The sequence below is a fragment of the Candidatus Pantoea floridensis genome (genome assembly GCF_900215435.1).
GTDB lineage: Bacteria > Pseudomonadota > Gammaproteobacteria > Enterobacterales > Enterobacteriaceae > Pantoea > Pantoea floridensis.
In genome coordinates this window covers 20,299-34,536 of sequence record NZ_OCMY01000005.1, presented here as the reverse complement: position 1 = coordinate 34,536, position 14,238 = coordinate 20,299, and the positions used below count along the sequence as shown (strand labels likewise).

Below are 14,238 nucleotides of genomic sequence, written 5' to 3'. Positions count from 1 at the left end.
GGGTTTAGGAAGTATTCCTGCAGGTTACCAAGCTGATGTAAGGCTGAGGGAAGAAATAACCACAGTGCAAAGTCTATCGTCCCCCGCCATGTCGGTTCCAGAATCAGTTATTTCCCTCGTCCAATCATTTATTGCACTTTGTGTCTCTGTTGTGAATGAGGGGGCATCGGATCCTAATAAATATTCTGAAAGATTTAATTCACTGCGCAAAGAATTACTTAAACTGGATAATTTAATCACTATTCCCTCCTGGATCAGGTTCTCCCAGACTCCTGCTGATATAAAAAACAGTGTGGGTTTGAAAGTGCATGGAGGAGGCGGTGCGTGGGAACGGAGACGTCAATACTTACAGATGGAGCTGGAGAGCATACTTTCAAGTTATAATTCGAAAGACGCCAGCCACTCCGTCAGCTTACAAGAAATAAAAACCACTGAGCAGGCAAACGGGTTAATTACTATGGCAAGTGATGCAGCACTAAATATTAAAAAGAAAGTATTCATTGTCCATGGGCATGACGATTCACTCAAAAACGAGGTGTATGTTTTTCTGGCAAAAGAAGGTTTTGATCCTGTAATACTTCACCATGAAGCTAACGAAGGGCAGACCATTATTGAAAAGCTTGAGAAGCATATTAGCAGCGCGGCGTATGCGGTAGTACTCTATACAGCCTGTGACCAAGGTAAGGCCAAGAATGAAAGAGAATTGAAATACAGAGCCAGACAAAATGTAGTTTTCGAACATGGATGGTTGATTTCCAAACTATCACGCAAGTATGTCGCTGCAATAGTTGAAGATGGCGTGGAATTTCCCGGAGACCTCTCCGGGCTTATAAGGATATCTAAATCAGACTGGAAATACGATTTATCAAAAGAGTTAAAAATACTTAATAATTGATTGAGAGAGTTACTGGAGATAATTAGATGGCATATACCAGAAATCAGCATATGCTTTCCCAATGGGTACTCAGGAATTTTCGCAGCGACGATACGGCACTCAGCCCGAAGGATAAGCAGCGCGTCTGGTGCCATACGGTATACCCTTCACGTACGGGAGATAACGTCCTGTATGAACAGCCTCTTCCAATTTCCAGTGTCGCGGTGGCTAAAAATCTCTTTCGTCTCATCGATGCCAAAACCGGGGAAGCCTTTGACATCGAGGAAGAACTGGGGGTCTATGAACGTCTTACATCTGCAGTAGTGAACGACATTATTCACGAACATAATTTTTCAAGACTTCGTCTGGCTGAGCCCGGCGATTTCCCGTTTGAGACACTGACAAGCTTTGCAGTAATGCAGTTGCTGTTAAATTTACATAATCCCCAGAACAAGAATCCCTACAAGCAGGATCTTCTTGACCACTTCCATCGTGACATTGAAATGCATCTTGAAGAATATATAAAAAGCATTCAGTCACTGCCTGGCACCCAGCCCGCACTGATGGAAGATAGCTTTTATCAAAAATTGCTTCGCGTGGCCAATTCGTCCTCTCCCAGAGAGGATAAATCTCGGGCGATTTTTACTTTATTCAGCCTGCTGGCTATTCTCAATAAACCTACGCCTTATGACATGATCAATGTCTTTCGGAATAAAATATTCAGTCGGACTAGCGTGATTGAAATAATTCATACCGGCCACGCTTTTGACAGTACAGACTCCAGACCAGTCTTTTCGATAGCCCCGAATATATTTTGTTTATACACGGAACAGAACAGAATATATCTGCCGTTGTCTCATAATTTCACTTTGTGTTTTATTACTGGATCACCATTAACATTCCGCCCCCGAATAGACGTTTTTTCTCCACGGCCTGAACTGCTGAAATGTCGTGACGATCGCTACTTAAATTTCTACAAAGTTTCTTTTGATTACATTGATAATGTCATGAGCACTATCGATATGTACAATGTAGGAAATTCAAGTACATTCTATTCGGCTTATCAGCTCAGCGATGTTGAAAACTATCTGAAGCTGCAGGATGAACAGCCTGATATCTATTATCTTCCGCAACTTCCTGTTCGCTGGAGCGCTACCGGGGAGGAAAGCTGATGGCCCTGACCAGTACGCAGATAAGTCTTCGCCAGCAACTCGCGGCAACAGGTACCTTTAATATTGAAACCCTGCTGCCCGGTGAGGAGTGGAGCAGGCCGGAACTCGGCGAGGTCCGGCACGTCCTGTCTATGATCACTCTGAACGACATGCAGCTGGCCGATCGACTGCATGTCAAGGAGCGTACTGTGCGTAAATGGCGTAAAGGAGATATCAGGATGGTGTTCACCACCTGGTGCTGCCTGTGCCAGGTAGCCGGGCTGGGCTCTCTGTTAGATTAAGTTTCTGAACCATCTGCGAATCCTGCAATTCATTTCAGGGAAGATGAAACGTCGATAGTATCGCCAGTTCCTTTTCCATATATGCGGAAGTCTGTCGACGTTTTTGAATAACCACGTCAATCCTCTGTAGGCGACCACCATACTCCAAATGAAATGACCGATAGCGATTAATGTAAATACAACTGCAAATAATAGTGACATAGTGATTTTCCTTGTCTGTTGTTTATCTGCAGGTATTTAGAAATCCATTGGCGGACTTAAAGTCCGGTTGATGAATAAAAATGAAAAAAAGCACCCTTTTCTATTTGTTGCTGTATCAGAATCAGTAAGCCATTAATTTTCCATTTCAGGCAATAATCTCCCAATCTCAACAATCTTCCATTATTAGTGCATTATCAGCACCAATAGCGTTCTTCCTCTCTAGAGATCCGGAAAGTACCAGAAGCGGATCCGTTTTCATTGAAGTTCATTTCAGACTGAAGTCATGTGACAGGCGGCACTGAACATTGTAAGAGGTTTAGCTGAAAAATTTATGGCTTATTCGGAAGGGTTTATCGTCAGATGGCTTTCTGGATAAGGTAAAGGGAGCGTACGGTAACGTTTCCAGCCCCGGCTTCAGATACAGGGCTGAGAACGGTTTATCAGAAAAACCGGTGCATAAAATTGCTAAGCAGTGCGTCTTCGTAGCAGTCATAGTTGTGTTCCATAACCGTCACGCCTTCTGAGCACAAGCTTTGCTGAAAATCCCGGTACAGAACGTGACAGGCTGAGAACCACTCTTCACGGTTAATCCCCCCACAGAAAAATGCCGGTATCTGGCCCGCCCTGACCGCCGACTCATGGTTCAGTTTTGAACGTTCTGCCGGATAATCAAAGTAGAAAACGCAGTCAGACTTACGGTTAGCTGAGACGTAACAATCATGCAGCTTTGTATGTAAGGCCGTTTCATCTTCGCTGAGTAAAGATGCACCGTTCAGCAACCTGCTGAGCATTAGATCCTCAGTAAATGACCGTTCAATAATGACGTTGAAGCCACAGTTCAGCCATGACTTTATAAGAATGTCCCGCTGAGCCATCATATGAATAATGAAAGAAAAGAAGTTGGCCTCTGCTTCTCTCAGCCCATACGGATGCTGAGGATGCCTGAAGGCACTCTCATCGATAAGTATCGTGTAGTTATCCTGCAGAAAGAGGCGGGCTCCCAGCCGGTGCATAAAAGCTGACTTGCCCAGATTGTAATTGCCTGACACGGTGATCAGCAGGGGCTCACGGTCCCTGACGTGTCTGACCGAAGGAATGTTCCACGGACTGGTTGTCAGGTAATGAAGGTTTTCTGTTGTGGTTATGCTGGTCATATTCTGCTTCCCGCTTCTGACGTCAGTAGGTAGAGACAACGCTAATTACGGGCGTAACAACGATCGTCAGCGGATGGGAACGCTTGCGCAGCAGAAAGTACGCCTCATCGCCGGCTTCAATAAAGCGGACCACCGAATGGAAGGGTATATGCTGAACAGTTTCCTTTGACTGAATGACGATAAAGCCGGAGTTAAATGATTTGAGGGTCGCGGCATCCACTTTTCCGCTGCTGAAAGAAACCCCAATCTCGGTATCTATGTATTTGGAAAGGATGTTTTCCATAATTGCCTCACATTGACTGTTTAATTAGCAGTGCGCCATAAATAAGTATCAGGATGAAAATGAACGTTTTTAACTTTTGATGGTTAACGTAAGGCGTGAGCAGCGTGCGTGAAATAAAATAGGCAGGAACCGCGATCAGTGAATACATGACGGGTGTGATGCTGACGCCGTGGGTGGAATAGAAGGCAAGCTGGATGACCCCCAGTGACAAATATCCGCCGGCGATAAAACGCCTGGCTTCTGAGCTTTCGGCATATCTGGCGGTCCCCGTCAGTGACAGCAGCGAGCCTCCAAGGCTGGATACAGAATGGATCACCCCTATCGCGGTATTTGTAACCGCGGGTTTGATATCCAGCGTTTTCAGAAAACGCTCTCTGAGTGGCGGCATAAAGCCCACAGCACCGGTGAGAAGAAGTACTATCCCCGCGGTCAGCTTGCTGAAGCTGAGGCCGATGACCAGGTTCAGATAGAAAAGAAAAGCCGTATAAATGACGGAAATGCTCGTGTAGGACACAAGATCGGCGCGCCGGTAGTTGCTGCGCTCTGCCAGGACCTGAAACACGTTGATGATAAGCGAGCCGGGCAGGCAGATCGAAAGCGCATGATCAAAGGAATATCCGCTCAGGATAAGGGTCGGGAGGCCAATCATAATGAGGCCTACGCCCACAACGGACTGACACAGCGCGCAGAGGATAACGACCGTACTCAGGTAAAACGGTTCATAGTTCAGCATCGGTGATTCACCCTCTGAAGCAGCCACGCCGCGTCTTTTTTGACAAAGTGGGTGACCGAACAGTTGTCTATCTGCGTGCAGAAAGCGTCTGAGCCGCAGTGGAGCCGCAGAATGGTTTTAATGACGCCCCCGTGGGTGAATATCATGACGCGGTCGTGCGCAGCGAGAATCCCCGCGAGCGCTGCCTTGATCCCGGCCTTGAAATCCTGATATTCGCTGCTGACCTTTCCGTTCGCTTCGGGATAGAAATCCTCTGGCAGACTAAGCCCGCCGCGGACGTGGAAAGAGGCTTCACGAAAGTTTCTGTCGTAACGTACCGATGAGAACAGGTCCGGGGATAAGGCCAGACGGCTGGTTTCAACAGCCCTGTGAAGAGGGCTGCTGATGAGGTGAAAGTCAGACACGTTCGCGTAAGCCGGAAGCGCGTTATACAGTCTTCCCGCCTCCCTTATCCCTTTACCTGTCAGGTGACTGTTCCTGTCCCGGGTTGTGCCGGCCTGCCATTCGGAGTGCCCGTGCCGGATAAGAATGAGCTCTTTCTTCATAGTCTTTGCTGCCTGCTGTCCGTGAAAAATTCCATAACCGCCTGGGTTTCCCTGAGGGCATCATGATCTGATGCTGACAGGTGAAGGCCATTTGTGGTTGGCGTATACCAGCGGCACTGACTGAGGTGTGAACGGATGCCTCTGCCCTGGCCGCCCGTCTGCACGGGTGCGCCCTGAAAAAGGGGTTTAGTTTCCGACCACGACAGTGCTCCGTTCCTGCGGATGAGAAAGAGGTGCGCAGAGCCGCGACTTTCAATAAAAAGGCGTCTCTGATGGGGGCAAAAGGGATTCACCACGCGCAGATCGTCCTTCTGCAGGTAGTAATTGTCTTCACCGGTGCGAAGCGCGGGGTTTAGCGGGGAGATCCACTCCTGAAACAGTTGCTTTTCGTCTGCGCCGGTGGCCATTTCCAGATAAGAAAATCCCCCGATCACCTTGCCTGACTGAGGCTGACGTGCGTTTTTCAGCAGCCGTTCGTAAACGCGCTCGAAAATAACCTCCTTTTCATCGCGCGCGTGCACCTCACAGTCGTCCTCAATGGACAGGCCGTACGCATCCAGATAGTGCCGGATGACGGGAAAATACCGTGCGCGATCCTCAGGCGTGAACTCCGGCTTGAAGAACATCAGTGCCCTGTCAGACATGTTCTTCTCCCGCACTGAGTCGTAAGCTTCTTTTTCTGCTTTCGTTGAGAGTCAGAAGGCAGATGACCGCCGTCAGGAACAGCGCGGAAACCGGCAGCGATTTGGTACCGAAGTGCAGCGGCAGCAGCGGGCCCAGGGTTGCGCCCAGGCTCCCTGAGACCAGATACCCCGCCTTAACAAGGTCAAAGTCACCGGAGGCGAAGTGCCTTATAAAGAAACCAAATACCACACCTTCAATGAGGCCCAGCACGAGGATGACTCCCGCAGCAGCGGGCAGGCTGCCGGTAGATGAAAACTGTGTCTGGATCCAGAGCACAACGATGAGTAGTGCAAGATAAAACGTGGCGTTTAGTCTGCCGGATGAAACCAGTGCGTTAGAGAGAAGAATGCCCGCACCGTTTACCAGCATCATCCAGTAAAGAGGGTTGCTTTGCGGATTGGCCAGAGAATATGCAAACAGGAAGTTGTTATATACAAAGGTAAAGAGAAAAAATGGCACGGCAACCAGCCCGATTTTTCCCAGAATTATCATCTGAGGTCTTCCCACACTCCCCGCAGCCGCATTATTAATCCTGACTGACAGCATTATTTTTTTATTAACGAAAAGCAGACACGCGAAGAGCATCAGCGACGGCATATTAAAGGCGATGGCGTCCGGAATATTAAGTGCGGCGATCCCGTTTGAAAATGCAAATCCGAGTGCGTAAACCAGCCCCCACATGCACATAACCAGTTCAGCTTTTTCCGGGCGGGAAAAGCGGGTAAGCGCAACCGGATAGAAATTCATAATATAGGCAAACACAAACCCTTCCAGAACGCGCTGTAAGATCATTGCGCCGTAAACGTCGCGGTAAAAATAGTTCAGTGCAAAGGCCGACGCCTGAAATAACAAAACCATCACGTGCAGCCTGGAAAGTTTTTCCCGGACAGAAGGTATCGAAAGCATAATAAGGCCAAAAGTAAGCCCGCATAAATTTGACAGGGAAAATAGAAATGCTACTTCACGCGTGGGGTAACCATACGTCAGGTGCAAATAGTTACTCAGGGACTGATATTTTGCCCCGTTCATGACTGCCATAATGGCGGTAATAAATATTACTGGAAGCACGAAATACCCCACGAGTGATTTTCAGTATTTACCTAACAGCTTCATGCCGCGCTGGTACTTAATGTCATAGATAACGTGCGTATCGAAGCGGTTTATCAGGGAATCACGCAGTGCTTCAATGACCTGAACAACGCGGAGGTCGCCTTTGATCTCGTCCGAAATCCGCGGATAAAGCGACAGCTCGACTTCACGGAAGCTTTTCCAGTTGGCCGGTTCTTCCGCATCGCTGCCGGAGCGGAAATCAAAAACGGACGAACGGTCGATGGAACACCGCAGGACGTCATAGCCGTCGATGAGGACATAAAACGTGGAGCGGTGGCCTTTCAGAACCAGCGCCGGGCTCAGATCATCCGGGGAGATCCCCGTGGCAAGTTTCAGGAAGGTACCGGGCTGATCGACGTCGCGGCGGGTAATAAGATTTTTAACGATGCTGACCGCGGCGTGGCCGCTTGGGTCATTCTGAATGGTTGATTTTTCCTCCCCCTCAAATACATGGCGCCTGTCCAGCCGGTTACCGGTTGCATCCTCCGGCATTTTAAAGGCGCAGAAGGCATGGGTAAGCCTGCTGCAGGAGGTCCTCAGCAATGCGCCGGTAGGAAGAATATCGTATGCGGGGGTGTCGTAATATACGGCAGTATTAAGAGGGGGGGAGGCCCTTACCCAGTCGCGCTCCTTAAATTCCACGGAAGGAAACCGGCTTTTCAGCTCAAGAGGAACCTCATCCAGCCATTTATAATACTGAGCATCGTCAATGTGATCTGCAAATACCTTTACCGCGAGCTGGCGAAAAATATTATATTCGCCGTGCTTTTCATGAACCGAACCTTCGGTATCAACGACAAGACTCATGCTATCTCCTCAGATTTTTTCCAGTGTATATGTCAGCAACTCACGCAGTTCATCCGGCGTGTACATGGGCACGTTTGAGACCGTGCCTTCACGGGGATAAAAGGTGTTATACGTATGGGTGTAATTGCGTTTGCGAGGCCCTCTTACCAGGAATGAAATAATGGGCTCATCTCCGTCAGGAAAAACTATGCGGTGAATGGATTCATTGTGCATGGTATATACCTGACCGCGGCTAACGGTTTTCTCGGCAACCTGATCGAGATATACGTCTTCCTCAAAGAAACAGTCATGAATATTTCCGGTCGAAGACGGGAGATATTTGTATTTCTGAAAGCGGACCTTCGTTATCGACTTTTCTCTGGACTCCTGAAAAATCTCATGTATCTGTTCACCACAGAGGACATACGATGAAAAGCTGAAGCGATGGTCGTGAATAAGTTCCTGACTGATTTCGTTTTCGGTAAAAGGCGGCTTCCAGATATGCAGAGTCAGGCGGCAGTGATCCTGATTTTCATCGTTAATGAGGACGATTTTAGAAAAGTGATTAACATGCTTATAAGAGTTTGATGAAACCTCCGCCAGATATTCACTGTCTTGCAGAACTTCACGAATGATAGCCGGTAATAACTTTTCGTCTCTGATGAATTCCAGAAATCCCGATGACTCTTCGAAGAACCTGTCCTCGTCCTTCTGAAAATTATTAAGCGCGTGGAAGCGTCTTTGAACTTCCTGTAATGCGGGACGTGACCGTAATGTTGATTGCATAATTTATCCTTCAAATACTGAATAATATTTTAACCGGATACGTACGCTGACTGCCTTTTGAGAGCGGGCAGAGGAAATGGATAATTGTTTAGAAAAATTTTACTTAACTGGTCGTGGTGCGTTTTTTTTATATAACTATGGCGCAACGTAAAACAATGTAGATAATGTTTCTGAATGTTTCAACAACGATTTTCTCTTCGGCGACTCAAAATAAGCTATTGATATATAAAATAATATTTATGTTAACTAAAGGTTAATAAAAATTAAGCTTCAAATCTCATATCTTGAATTATTAGGATTTCTTTCCATTGAGTGTTTTTTGAACAATTCTTGTATGGTACTAAAATTAGTTCTGCTTATTAAAATTTTCATGTCGTGTCCGCCTTATCCTGTGTGTGTTTTTATGCTGGAATAATTCATGATGGCAGCATCATCTGTGGTATTTTTACCGGTGAAATACGTAAGGAAGAGGATAAGTTTTTTGCAGTGATACTGTGATAAGCGTCAAAATATAACTTTTATCTATTTATTCACTGACGCAATGTTTATTCTGTATGGGATTAAAACGTTTTCGATATACCACCTGAAGTTTCACAAAGGAGTTGGGGATGCGTACACAGAAAAGATGTCTTGGTTACGTGGCAGTTGTGGTTGACGACTATGACAGGGCTATCAGCTATTACACTGACAAGCTGGGATTTACCCTCGTGGAAGATACGCCCCAGCCCGGCAAGCGCTGGGTTGTGGTAACGCCTGCCCCCGGCAGCGACTGTAACCTGCTGCTTGCACGGGCTTCCAATGAGCGCCAGTCAGAATTTATCGGCGATCAGGCCGGCGGCCGCGTTTTTCTTTTTCTTCAGACCGACGATTTCTGGCGCGACTACACGGCCATGAAGGAAAAAGGTGTGCAGTTCTGTGAAGAACCCCGCGAGGAAGAGTACGGTACCGTGGTGGTTTTTGAAGATATCTACGGCAACCGGTGGGATCTTTATCAGAACGGACCCGGCTGACTACCCCGCCGCTTCGCGCTGTCCCCCGGTCGGGGGGCTACGTCCACCCGGCGGTTGATCGTAACGGCGGCTTCATGTTCGGGCTACGGATCTGTTCTAACCTGACGACCGCAACGGGCAGGCCTTCCAAGGGCACTCACCTACCCCGCCGCCGGCTCTTTCGTTTTCTCCGGTCAAAGTCTCTTCAGTAAGGCTCCGGGTATGCCACCCGTATTTATTATGACAGACACCGTTTCGGCTTTTCTGCGGCAGAAATCACGGTGGCACGGAAAAGTACCGTTTCAGCTTTCTTCCTGCCTGTATGCGGAAAATCCCCCTGATTCACTGCAATCTGCACGGCAGCTTACTGTTAAATTCCCGGGATCCGGAAAAAGGCGGAAGCGGATCTTCACCCCTCTGCGGCGATTTTCTGAGCAGGGCACTACATATAGTGGCTTAGCCTGCTGATCCGGCTACCAGATATAGTGTCTTTGCGGAATCAGCCCCCGTTAAGGGGAGCTTTGCCCCGCCCCGCCCCCGTGCTACCCTTCCGGTTACTGCCGTATCGGGAAAAAGTCGGATCATGCATACAGGGTGATGCGGTAATTGCACTTAGATAAAATGAGCAGGCTTATGGATAGGCTAGTAATTATCATGTCTATGATAATTATATGAGCAACTAAATAAAGTTCAGAGAGTGATAATTAATTTATCAATGGTTACTTTGGTGACATAAAGGGTATCTATGGCTCGTGGGAAGAGTGTGACAATAGGAGACCTGACGTTCTCCTCAAAAAAAGCAGCAGTCGATTACTTCATGGATCAGCGTGAACAAGTCAGGGCATCCGGTCCGGTTACCGAAGGAGCGCTTTTTGACCAGCTGACAGACCTCTATACGCGCTACTGCAACTGTTCGCCCGGATACGAGCTCAACGGGCGTCACATCTCAGGCTTTTTGGTGGACTACGAGCTGCGGGATAACGGAGGCTACGTGCAGCATCTCTGCTACAAGGTGAAATTCACCAATCATGAGGTGCGGCCTTTTTCCGTGAATAAGGCGGTCAGCGCTATTATCGAAGCAGAGCGAGTCTGACATGGGCAGCCTGAATTCATCAGCCAGCGTGGTGGCGGATGCCATCACCCATCCTGTTACGGTTCAGGTTATAAATCAGGGACCCGGGATCTGGGGGAACGTGGCCACGGGGCTTATCACTGCCGGCGCGGCGATTGGAGCCGTGATGCTTACCCATAAGTTCACTCTCAGACGAGAGAAGTCAGCGTCAGAAGAAAAGCAACAGCGGGAGCGATATTTCATCGCCACCGAGCTGGTTTTTCTGCTGGAGCAATTTGCTGAGGTCTGTGCGAGCGTTGCCCGGGATAACGGTTTCGAACATGAGCATGCCTTTGCGCCCTCTCATCCCCTGCCCGAACTTGACTATGCTGCTGTCACCGGTGACTGGCGCACCCTGCCCGTCCGGCTGATGTACCAGCTCAGGGAGCTGCCGGTCCTAAAAAGCGAATCCGACCGGACCATCGATGCGGCGGATTTTATTGGCCCGGAATACGACGAGTTCTTTGAAGCCCGGCAGTACGAGTACACCCGGCTTGGCCTGAAGGCGGTGATTCTGGCCCGGCGCCTGCGTAAGCTGACAGGTTTCCCGGATTCACGCCTCAACGCCACGCCCTGGTCGGCGCAGCGCGTGCTATGGGAAGAATGGCGCCGGGAGAGAAAGAGGCGCTCGGTGCAGGCCCTGCTTCACGCCCGTGCGCTGGCTACATTTGAAGTAAAGAACGACATGAGAAGAAAAGCGGCAGGCGACGCTTCCGACTCCGGAGAAAAAGTATGAATCATTCATTGCTGCCTGTGCTGGCCGGCGGCCAGTTTCAGGCGCAGCAGCTACCGGTGGCCATCGACTACCCCGCCGCGCTGGCGCTGCGCCAGATGGCCGCGCTGGTCGACGACCTGCCGAAGTACCTGCTGGCGCCGGAGGTCAGCGCCCTGCTCCACTTCATGCCCGACCTGCGGCGCAAGATGCTGTTCACCACGCTGTGGAACACCGGCGCGCGCATCAGCGAGGCGCTGGCGCTGACGCGGGGAGACTTTCTGCTGCGTCAGCAGTACCCGTTCGTACAGCTGGCCACCCTCAAGCAACGCGAGGAAAAAGCGGAGCGCCGCGCGGGCCGTCTGCCCGCCGGCACCGTAAAGCATCGCCTGGTGCCGCTTTCTGATGCGCAGTACGTCAGCCAGCTGGAGATGATGATCGCCACCCTGCGCATTCCGCTGGAGCGGCGCAGCGACAAGACGGGCCGGACAGAAAAAGTCAGGCTGTGGGAGATCACCGACCGGACGGCGCGCACCTGGCTGAACGAGGCGGTGGGAGCGGCGGCGTCAGAGGGCGTGAATTTCTCCATTCCGGTGACCCTGCACACCTTCCGGCACAGCTACGCCATGCACATGCTGTACGCCGGCACGCCGCTCAAGGCGCTGCAGAGCCTGCTGGGGCACAGGAGCGCCAAGTCTACCGAAATTTATACGCGGGTGTTCGCGCTGGACGTTGCCGCCCGGCACCGGGTGCAGTTCCAGATGCCGGGTAATGAAGCTGTGGCGATGCTTAAGAAGTGATATAGCGAACTAATCTAATTTGGTATGTGACTTAGGCTTACATCAATTGTTGTTAATTTTATCTGTCTCCTATATCCATACAACATCCAAATAACTCTTGGGTGATCATGTAAAGAATATAGTGTGAGAGTTTTGTCTCGCACGGAGTTGATGGGGGGACTGCTACATACCTTTATCGTCAGTTTTTTTAATGCTCATTTACTCATATGAGTGTTTACTCATGCATGTTTTTTATAGTTTTTACTTCATAATAATATAAATAACTAATTGTAATTTAATGTGATATTGGGTTGTGCATAATGTCCCTTTAGATGAGTGATTGAGTATTTGAGTAAGTACTCAAATGGCTTTTGCTAGTCTTTTGCTTATGGTATGCTCATTTACTCATTGTTTCATTTGAGTATAAGCGCAAAGGAGTTTTTGAGTATGAAGGTCATTTCTTTCCTCAATCCGAAAGGTGGTTCCGGCAAGACTACTGCAGTTATTAACGTAAGCACTGCTATGGCAAGAGCTGGATTCAATATCGCTGTTGTAGACACAGATCCGCAAATGAGCCTGACAAACTGGAGTAAATCAGAGAAAGCAGCATTTGATGTGTTTACTGCGGCATCGGAAAAGGATGTCTATGGTATCCGTAAAGATCTTTCTGAATATGATTACGTGATAGTCGATGGAGCAGGCTCGCTTTCTGTTATTACCTCAGCTGCTGTGATGGTTAGCGATCTCGTTATAATTCCGGTTACTCCAAGCCCGTTAGATTTCTCCGCTGCTGGAAGTGTTGTGACTGTTCTCGAGGCTCAGGCATATAGTCGTAAGGTTGAAGCTCGCTTTCTAATTACTCGGAAAATTGAACAGGCAACCATGCTTAACGTCCTCAAGGATAGTATTAAGGACACAGGTGTTAAATCCTTCCGCACAGCAATTACCCAGCGTCAGATTTATGTCAAATCAATACTCGATGGTGACAGTGTATTTGAATCAAAAGACGGAGCAGCTAAAGGCGAGATTGAAATTCTCACAAAAGAGATAGTTAACGTTGTAGAGGGTTGAGTTGAAATGCAGACACTCAAATACTCAGGTACTCAAACACTCAAACACTCAAACACTCAAACACTCAAATACTCAATAATTCTAAACGATGAGGCGAGGGATCAAAAATGGCATTAGAAAAGGCTCATAGCGTCAATAAAAAGATGACGTTTGGTGAAAACAGAGATCTCAAGCAGGTCGTATCTTCACCGGCGTCAACAGGAAAAATTAAGCGTGTAAATGTCAACTTTGATGAAGAAAAACACATCAGATTTAAAGCCGCTTGTGCGAGAAAAGGAACATCAATAACTGATGTTATTAATCAGCTTGTAGACGGATGGCTAAAAGATAACGAATAACAAAAAAACATAGCAAATTTTCGGTGCTTAAGTTCTCAGTATCATAAAGGTATCTGGCATTGACTCTTTGTATGAGGTAACGATGAAACGAGTGATATTGCTTATTAATGGCTTTGCAGGGATGACAAAGCTAACTGATAAAGATCGAAAAAACGCCGCCGAATGGGGTTTTCTAGTCAGTACTGTTTTTATCATACCATTATTTTTTCTTCCTCACGCCAGTGAGCTGATTAAAATCGGCCTTCAGCTGCTGTGGGGTGCCTGCGTTTCGCGCGCGGCATTCATGGCCAATGATAGCTGGAAGAAGAACAAATCCCTTTAGGGGTTACAGCGTAACGGAGACGTAACAATGGAAATGCAGGAATTACTGAATCAGATGCGCAGGTACGGCATGGTATCCACGACTTTTAAGCAGTCAGCCAGCTTGTTTAAGGGCGCAGCCCGCCGGCGCCGTCCGGCTTTTGACGACTGGCTTCATCAGCTTCCACGCGGCAACAAACTGCCGCGTGGGCGATATTTCTGCGGTAAGAAGCCGGGCAGGCCTGTGCATATCTGGATGAATTCTGGCGTCTGCATTACTGACCGATAAGAAGGCAGGTCTGCATCACATCACCTTAATTCTTTCAGAC

Annotated in this window: 19 protein-coding genes; 11 read left to right on the top strand and 8 right to left on the bottom strand. The window is 48.5% G+C overall.

Translation table 11 applies throughout. The features are described from left to right. From CRO19_RS25695 to CRO19_RS25685, 3 genes are all read left to right on the top strand, one after another. Positions 1-895: TIR domain-containing protein (locus tag CRO19_RS25695; protein WP_097098693.1), on the top strand; the 895-nt coding region annotated here is incomplete at its 5' end. Between the two features lie 26 nt (positions 896-921). Next, positions 922-2,046: a DUF4238 domain-containing protein gene (locus CRO19_RS25690; RefSeq protein ID WP_097098688.1), complete on the top strand. Its 1,125-nt coding sequence runs from the start codon at positions 922-924 to the stop codon at positions 2,044-2,046. After that, on the top strand, positions 2,046-2,327 hold the full coding sequence (locus CRO19_RS25685) for a korC (RefSeq protein ID WP_097098686.1): 282 nt from the start codon (positions 2,046-2,048) through the stop codon (positions 2,325-2,327). The genes CRO19_RS25690 and CRO19_RS25685 overlap by 1 nt, the downstream gene beginning before the upstream one ends. Positions 2,328-2,968: 641 nt before the next feature. On the opposite strand, the gene CRO19_RS25675 is transcribed toward CRO19_RS25685, so the two are convergent. The 8 genes from CRO19_RS25675 to CRO19_RS25640 are packed head-to-tail and all read right to left on the bottom strand — an operon-like array spanning position 2,969 to position 8,609. Beyond that, complete coding sequence (locus CRO19_RS25675) at positions 2,969-3,682, bottom strand: hypothetical protein (RefSeq protein ID WP_097098684.1); 714 nt, start codon at positions 3,680-3,682, stop codon at positions 2,969-2,971. Between the two features lie 22 nt (positions 3,683-3,704). Next, positions 3,705-3,965 carry an adenine nucleotide alpha hydrolase family protein gene (locus CRO19_RS25670; protein ID WP_097098682.1) on the bottom strand — a complete coding sequence of 87 codons (261 nt, stop codon included), beginning with the start codon at positions 3,963-3,965 and terminating at the stop codon, positions 3,705-3,707. Positions 3,966-3,972: 7 nt separating this feature from the next. After that, complete coding sequence (locus CRO19_RS25665) at positions 3,973-4,698, bottom strand: hypothetical protein (RefSeq protein ID WP_097098680.1); 726 nt, start codon at positions 4,696-4,698, stop codon at positions 3,973-3,975. Then, positions 4,692-5,243 carry a histidine phosphatase family protein gene (locus CRO19_RS25660; protein ID WP_097098678.1) on the bottom strand — a complete coding sequence of 184 codons (552 nt, stop codon included), beginning with the start codon at positions 5,241-5,243 and terminating at the stop codon, positions 4,692-4,694. Before CRO19_RS25660 ends, CRO19_RS25665 begins: the two co-directional genes overlap by 7 nt. Continuing rightward, positions 5,240-5,887, bottom strand: coding sequence for a hypothetical protein (locus CRO19_RS25655; protein WP_097098676.1), 648 nt, complete (start codon positions 5,885-5,887; stop codon positions 5,240-5,242). The genes CRO19_RS25660 and CRO19_RS25655 overlap by 4 nt, the downstream gene beginning before the upstream one ends. Then, on the bottom strand, positions 5,880-6,995 hold the full coding sequence (locus tag CRO19_RS25650; protein WP_141400303.1) for a hypothetical protein: 1,116 nt from the start codon (positions 6,993-6,995) through the stop codon (positions 5,880-5,882). The genes CRO19_RS25655 and CRO19_RS25650 overlap by 8 nt, the downstream gene beginning before the upstream one ends. A 21-nt stretch (positions 6,996-7,016) precedes the next feature. Then, a complete protein-coding gene (locus CRO19_RS25645) occupies positions 7,017-7,844 on the bottom strand; it encodes a hypothetical protein (protein ID WP_097098673.1) in 828 nt (275 codons plus the stop codon). A gap of 9 nt (positions 7,845-7,853) precedes the next feature. Then, a complete protein-coding gene (locus CRO19_RS25640; protein WP_097098671.1) occupies positions 7,854-8,609 on the bottom strand; it encodes a hypothetical protein in 756 nt (251 codons plus the stop codon). Positions 8,610-9,217: 608 nt separating this feature from the next. On the opposite strand from CRO19_RS25640, the gene CRO19_RS25635 reads away from it, so the two are divergent. The 8 genes from CRO19_RS25635 to CRO19_RS25600 all read left to right on the top strand — a co-directional run bounded on the left by CRO19_RS25635 (position 9,218) and on the right by CRO19_RS25600 (position 14,198). Continuing rightward, the gene (locus tag CRO19_RS25635; RefSeq protein WP_097098669.1) at positions 9,218-9,619 is read left to right on the top strand and encodes a VOC family protein; all 402 of its coding nucleotides are present in this window, start codon (positions 9,218-9,220) and stop codon (positions 9,617-9,619) included. A gap of 724 nt (positions 9,620-10,343) precedes the next feature. Further along, the gene (locus CRO19_RS25630; RefSeq protein ID WP_097098667.1) at positions 10,344-10,691 is read left to right on the top strand and encodes a hypothetical protein; all 348 of its coding nucleotides are present in this window, start codon (positions 10,344-10,346) and stop codon (positions 10,689-10,691) included. Position 10,692: 1 nt separating this feature from the next. Further along, the gene (locus CRO19_RS25625) at positions 10,693-11,445 is read left to right on the top strand and encodes a hypothetical protein (protein WP_320204580.1); all 753 of its coding nucleotides are present in this window, start codon (positions 10,693-10,695) and stop codon (positions 11,443-11,445) included. After that, on the top strand, positions 11,442-12,221 hold the full coding sequence (locus tag CRO19_RS25620) for a site-specific integrase (RefSeq protein ID WP_097098665.1): 780 nt from the start codon (positions 11,442-11,444) through the stop codon (positions 12,219-12,221). Before CRO19_RS25625 ends, CRO19_RS25620 begins: the two co-directional genes overlap by 4 nt. 426 nt (positions 12,222-12,647) lie before the next feature. Continuing rightward, positions 12,648-13,271: an AAA family ATPase gene (locus CRO19_RS25615; protein WP_097098663.1), complete on the top strand. Its 624-nt coding sequence runs from the start codon at positions 12,648-12,650 to the stop codon at positions 13,269-13,271. 107 nt (positions 13,272-13,378) lie between these two features. Then, positions 13,379-13,609, top strand: a complete 231-nt coding sequence (locus CRO19_RS25610; protein ID WP_097098661.1) for a plasmid partition protein ParG — start codon at positions 13,379-13,381, stop codon at positions 13,607-13,609. Positions 13,610-13,691: 82 nt separating this feature from the next. Continuing rightward, positions 13,692-13,931 (top strand): hypothetical protein, encoded by a 240-nt coding sequence (locus CRO19_RS25605; protein WP_097098660.1) that lies wholly within the window; start codon positions 13,692-13,694, stop codon positions 13,929-13,931. A 27-nt stretch (positions 13,932-13,958) separates the two neighbouring features. Next, positions 13,959-14,198: a hypothetical protein gene (locus tag CRO19_RS25600; RefSeq protein WP_097098658.1), complete on the top strand. Its 240-nt coding sequence runs from the start codon at positions 13,959-13,961 to the stop codon at positions 14,196-14,198. Positions 14,199-14,238: the final 40 nt, after the last annotated feature.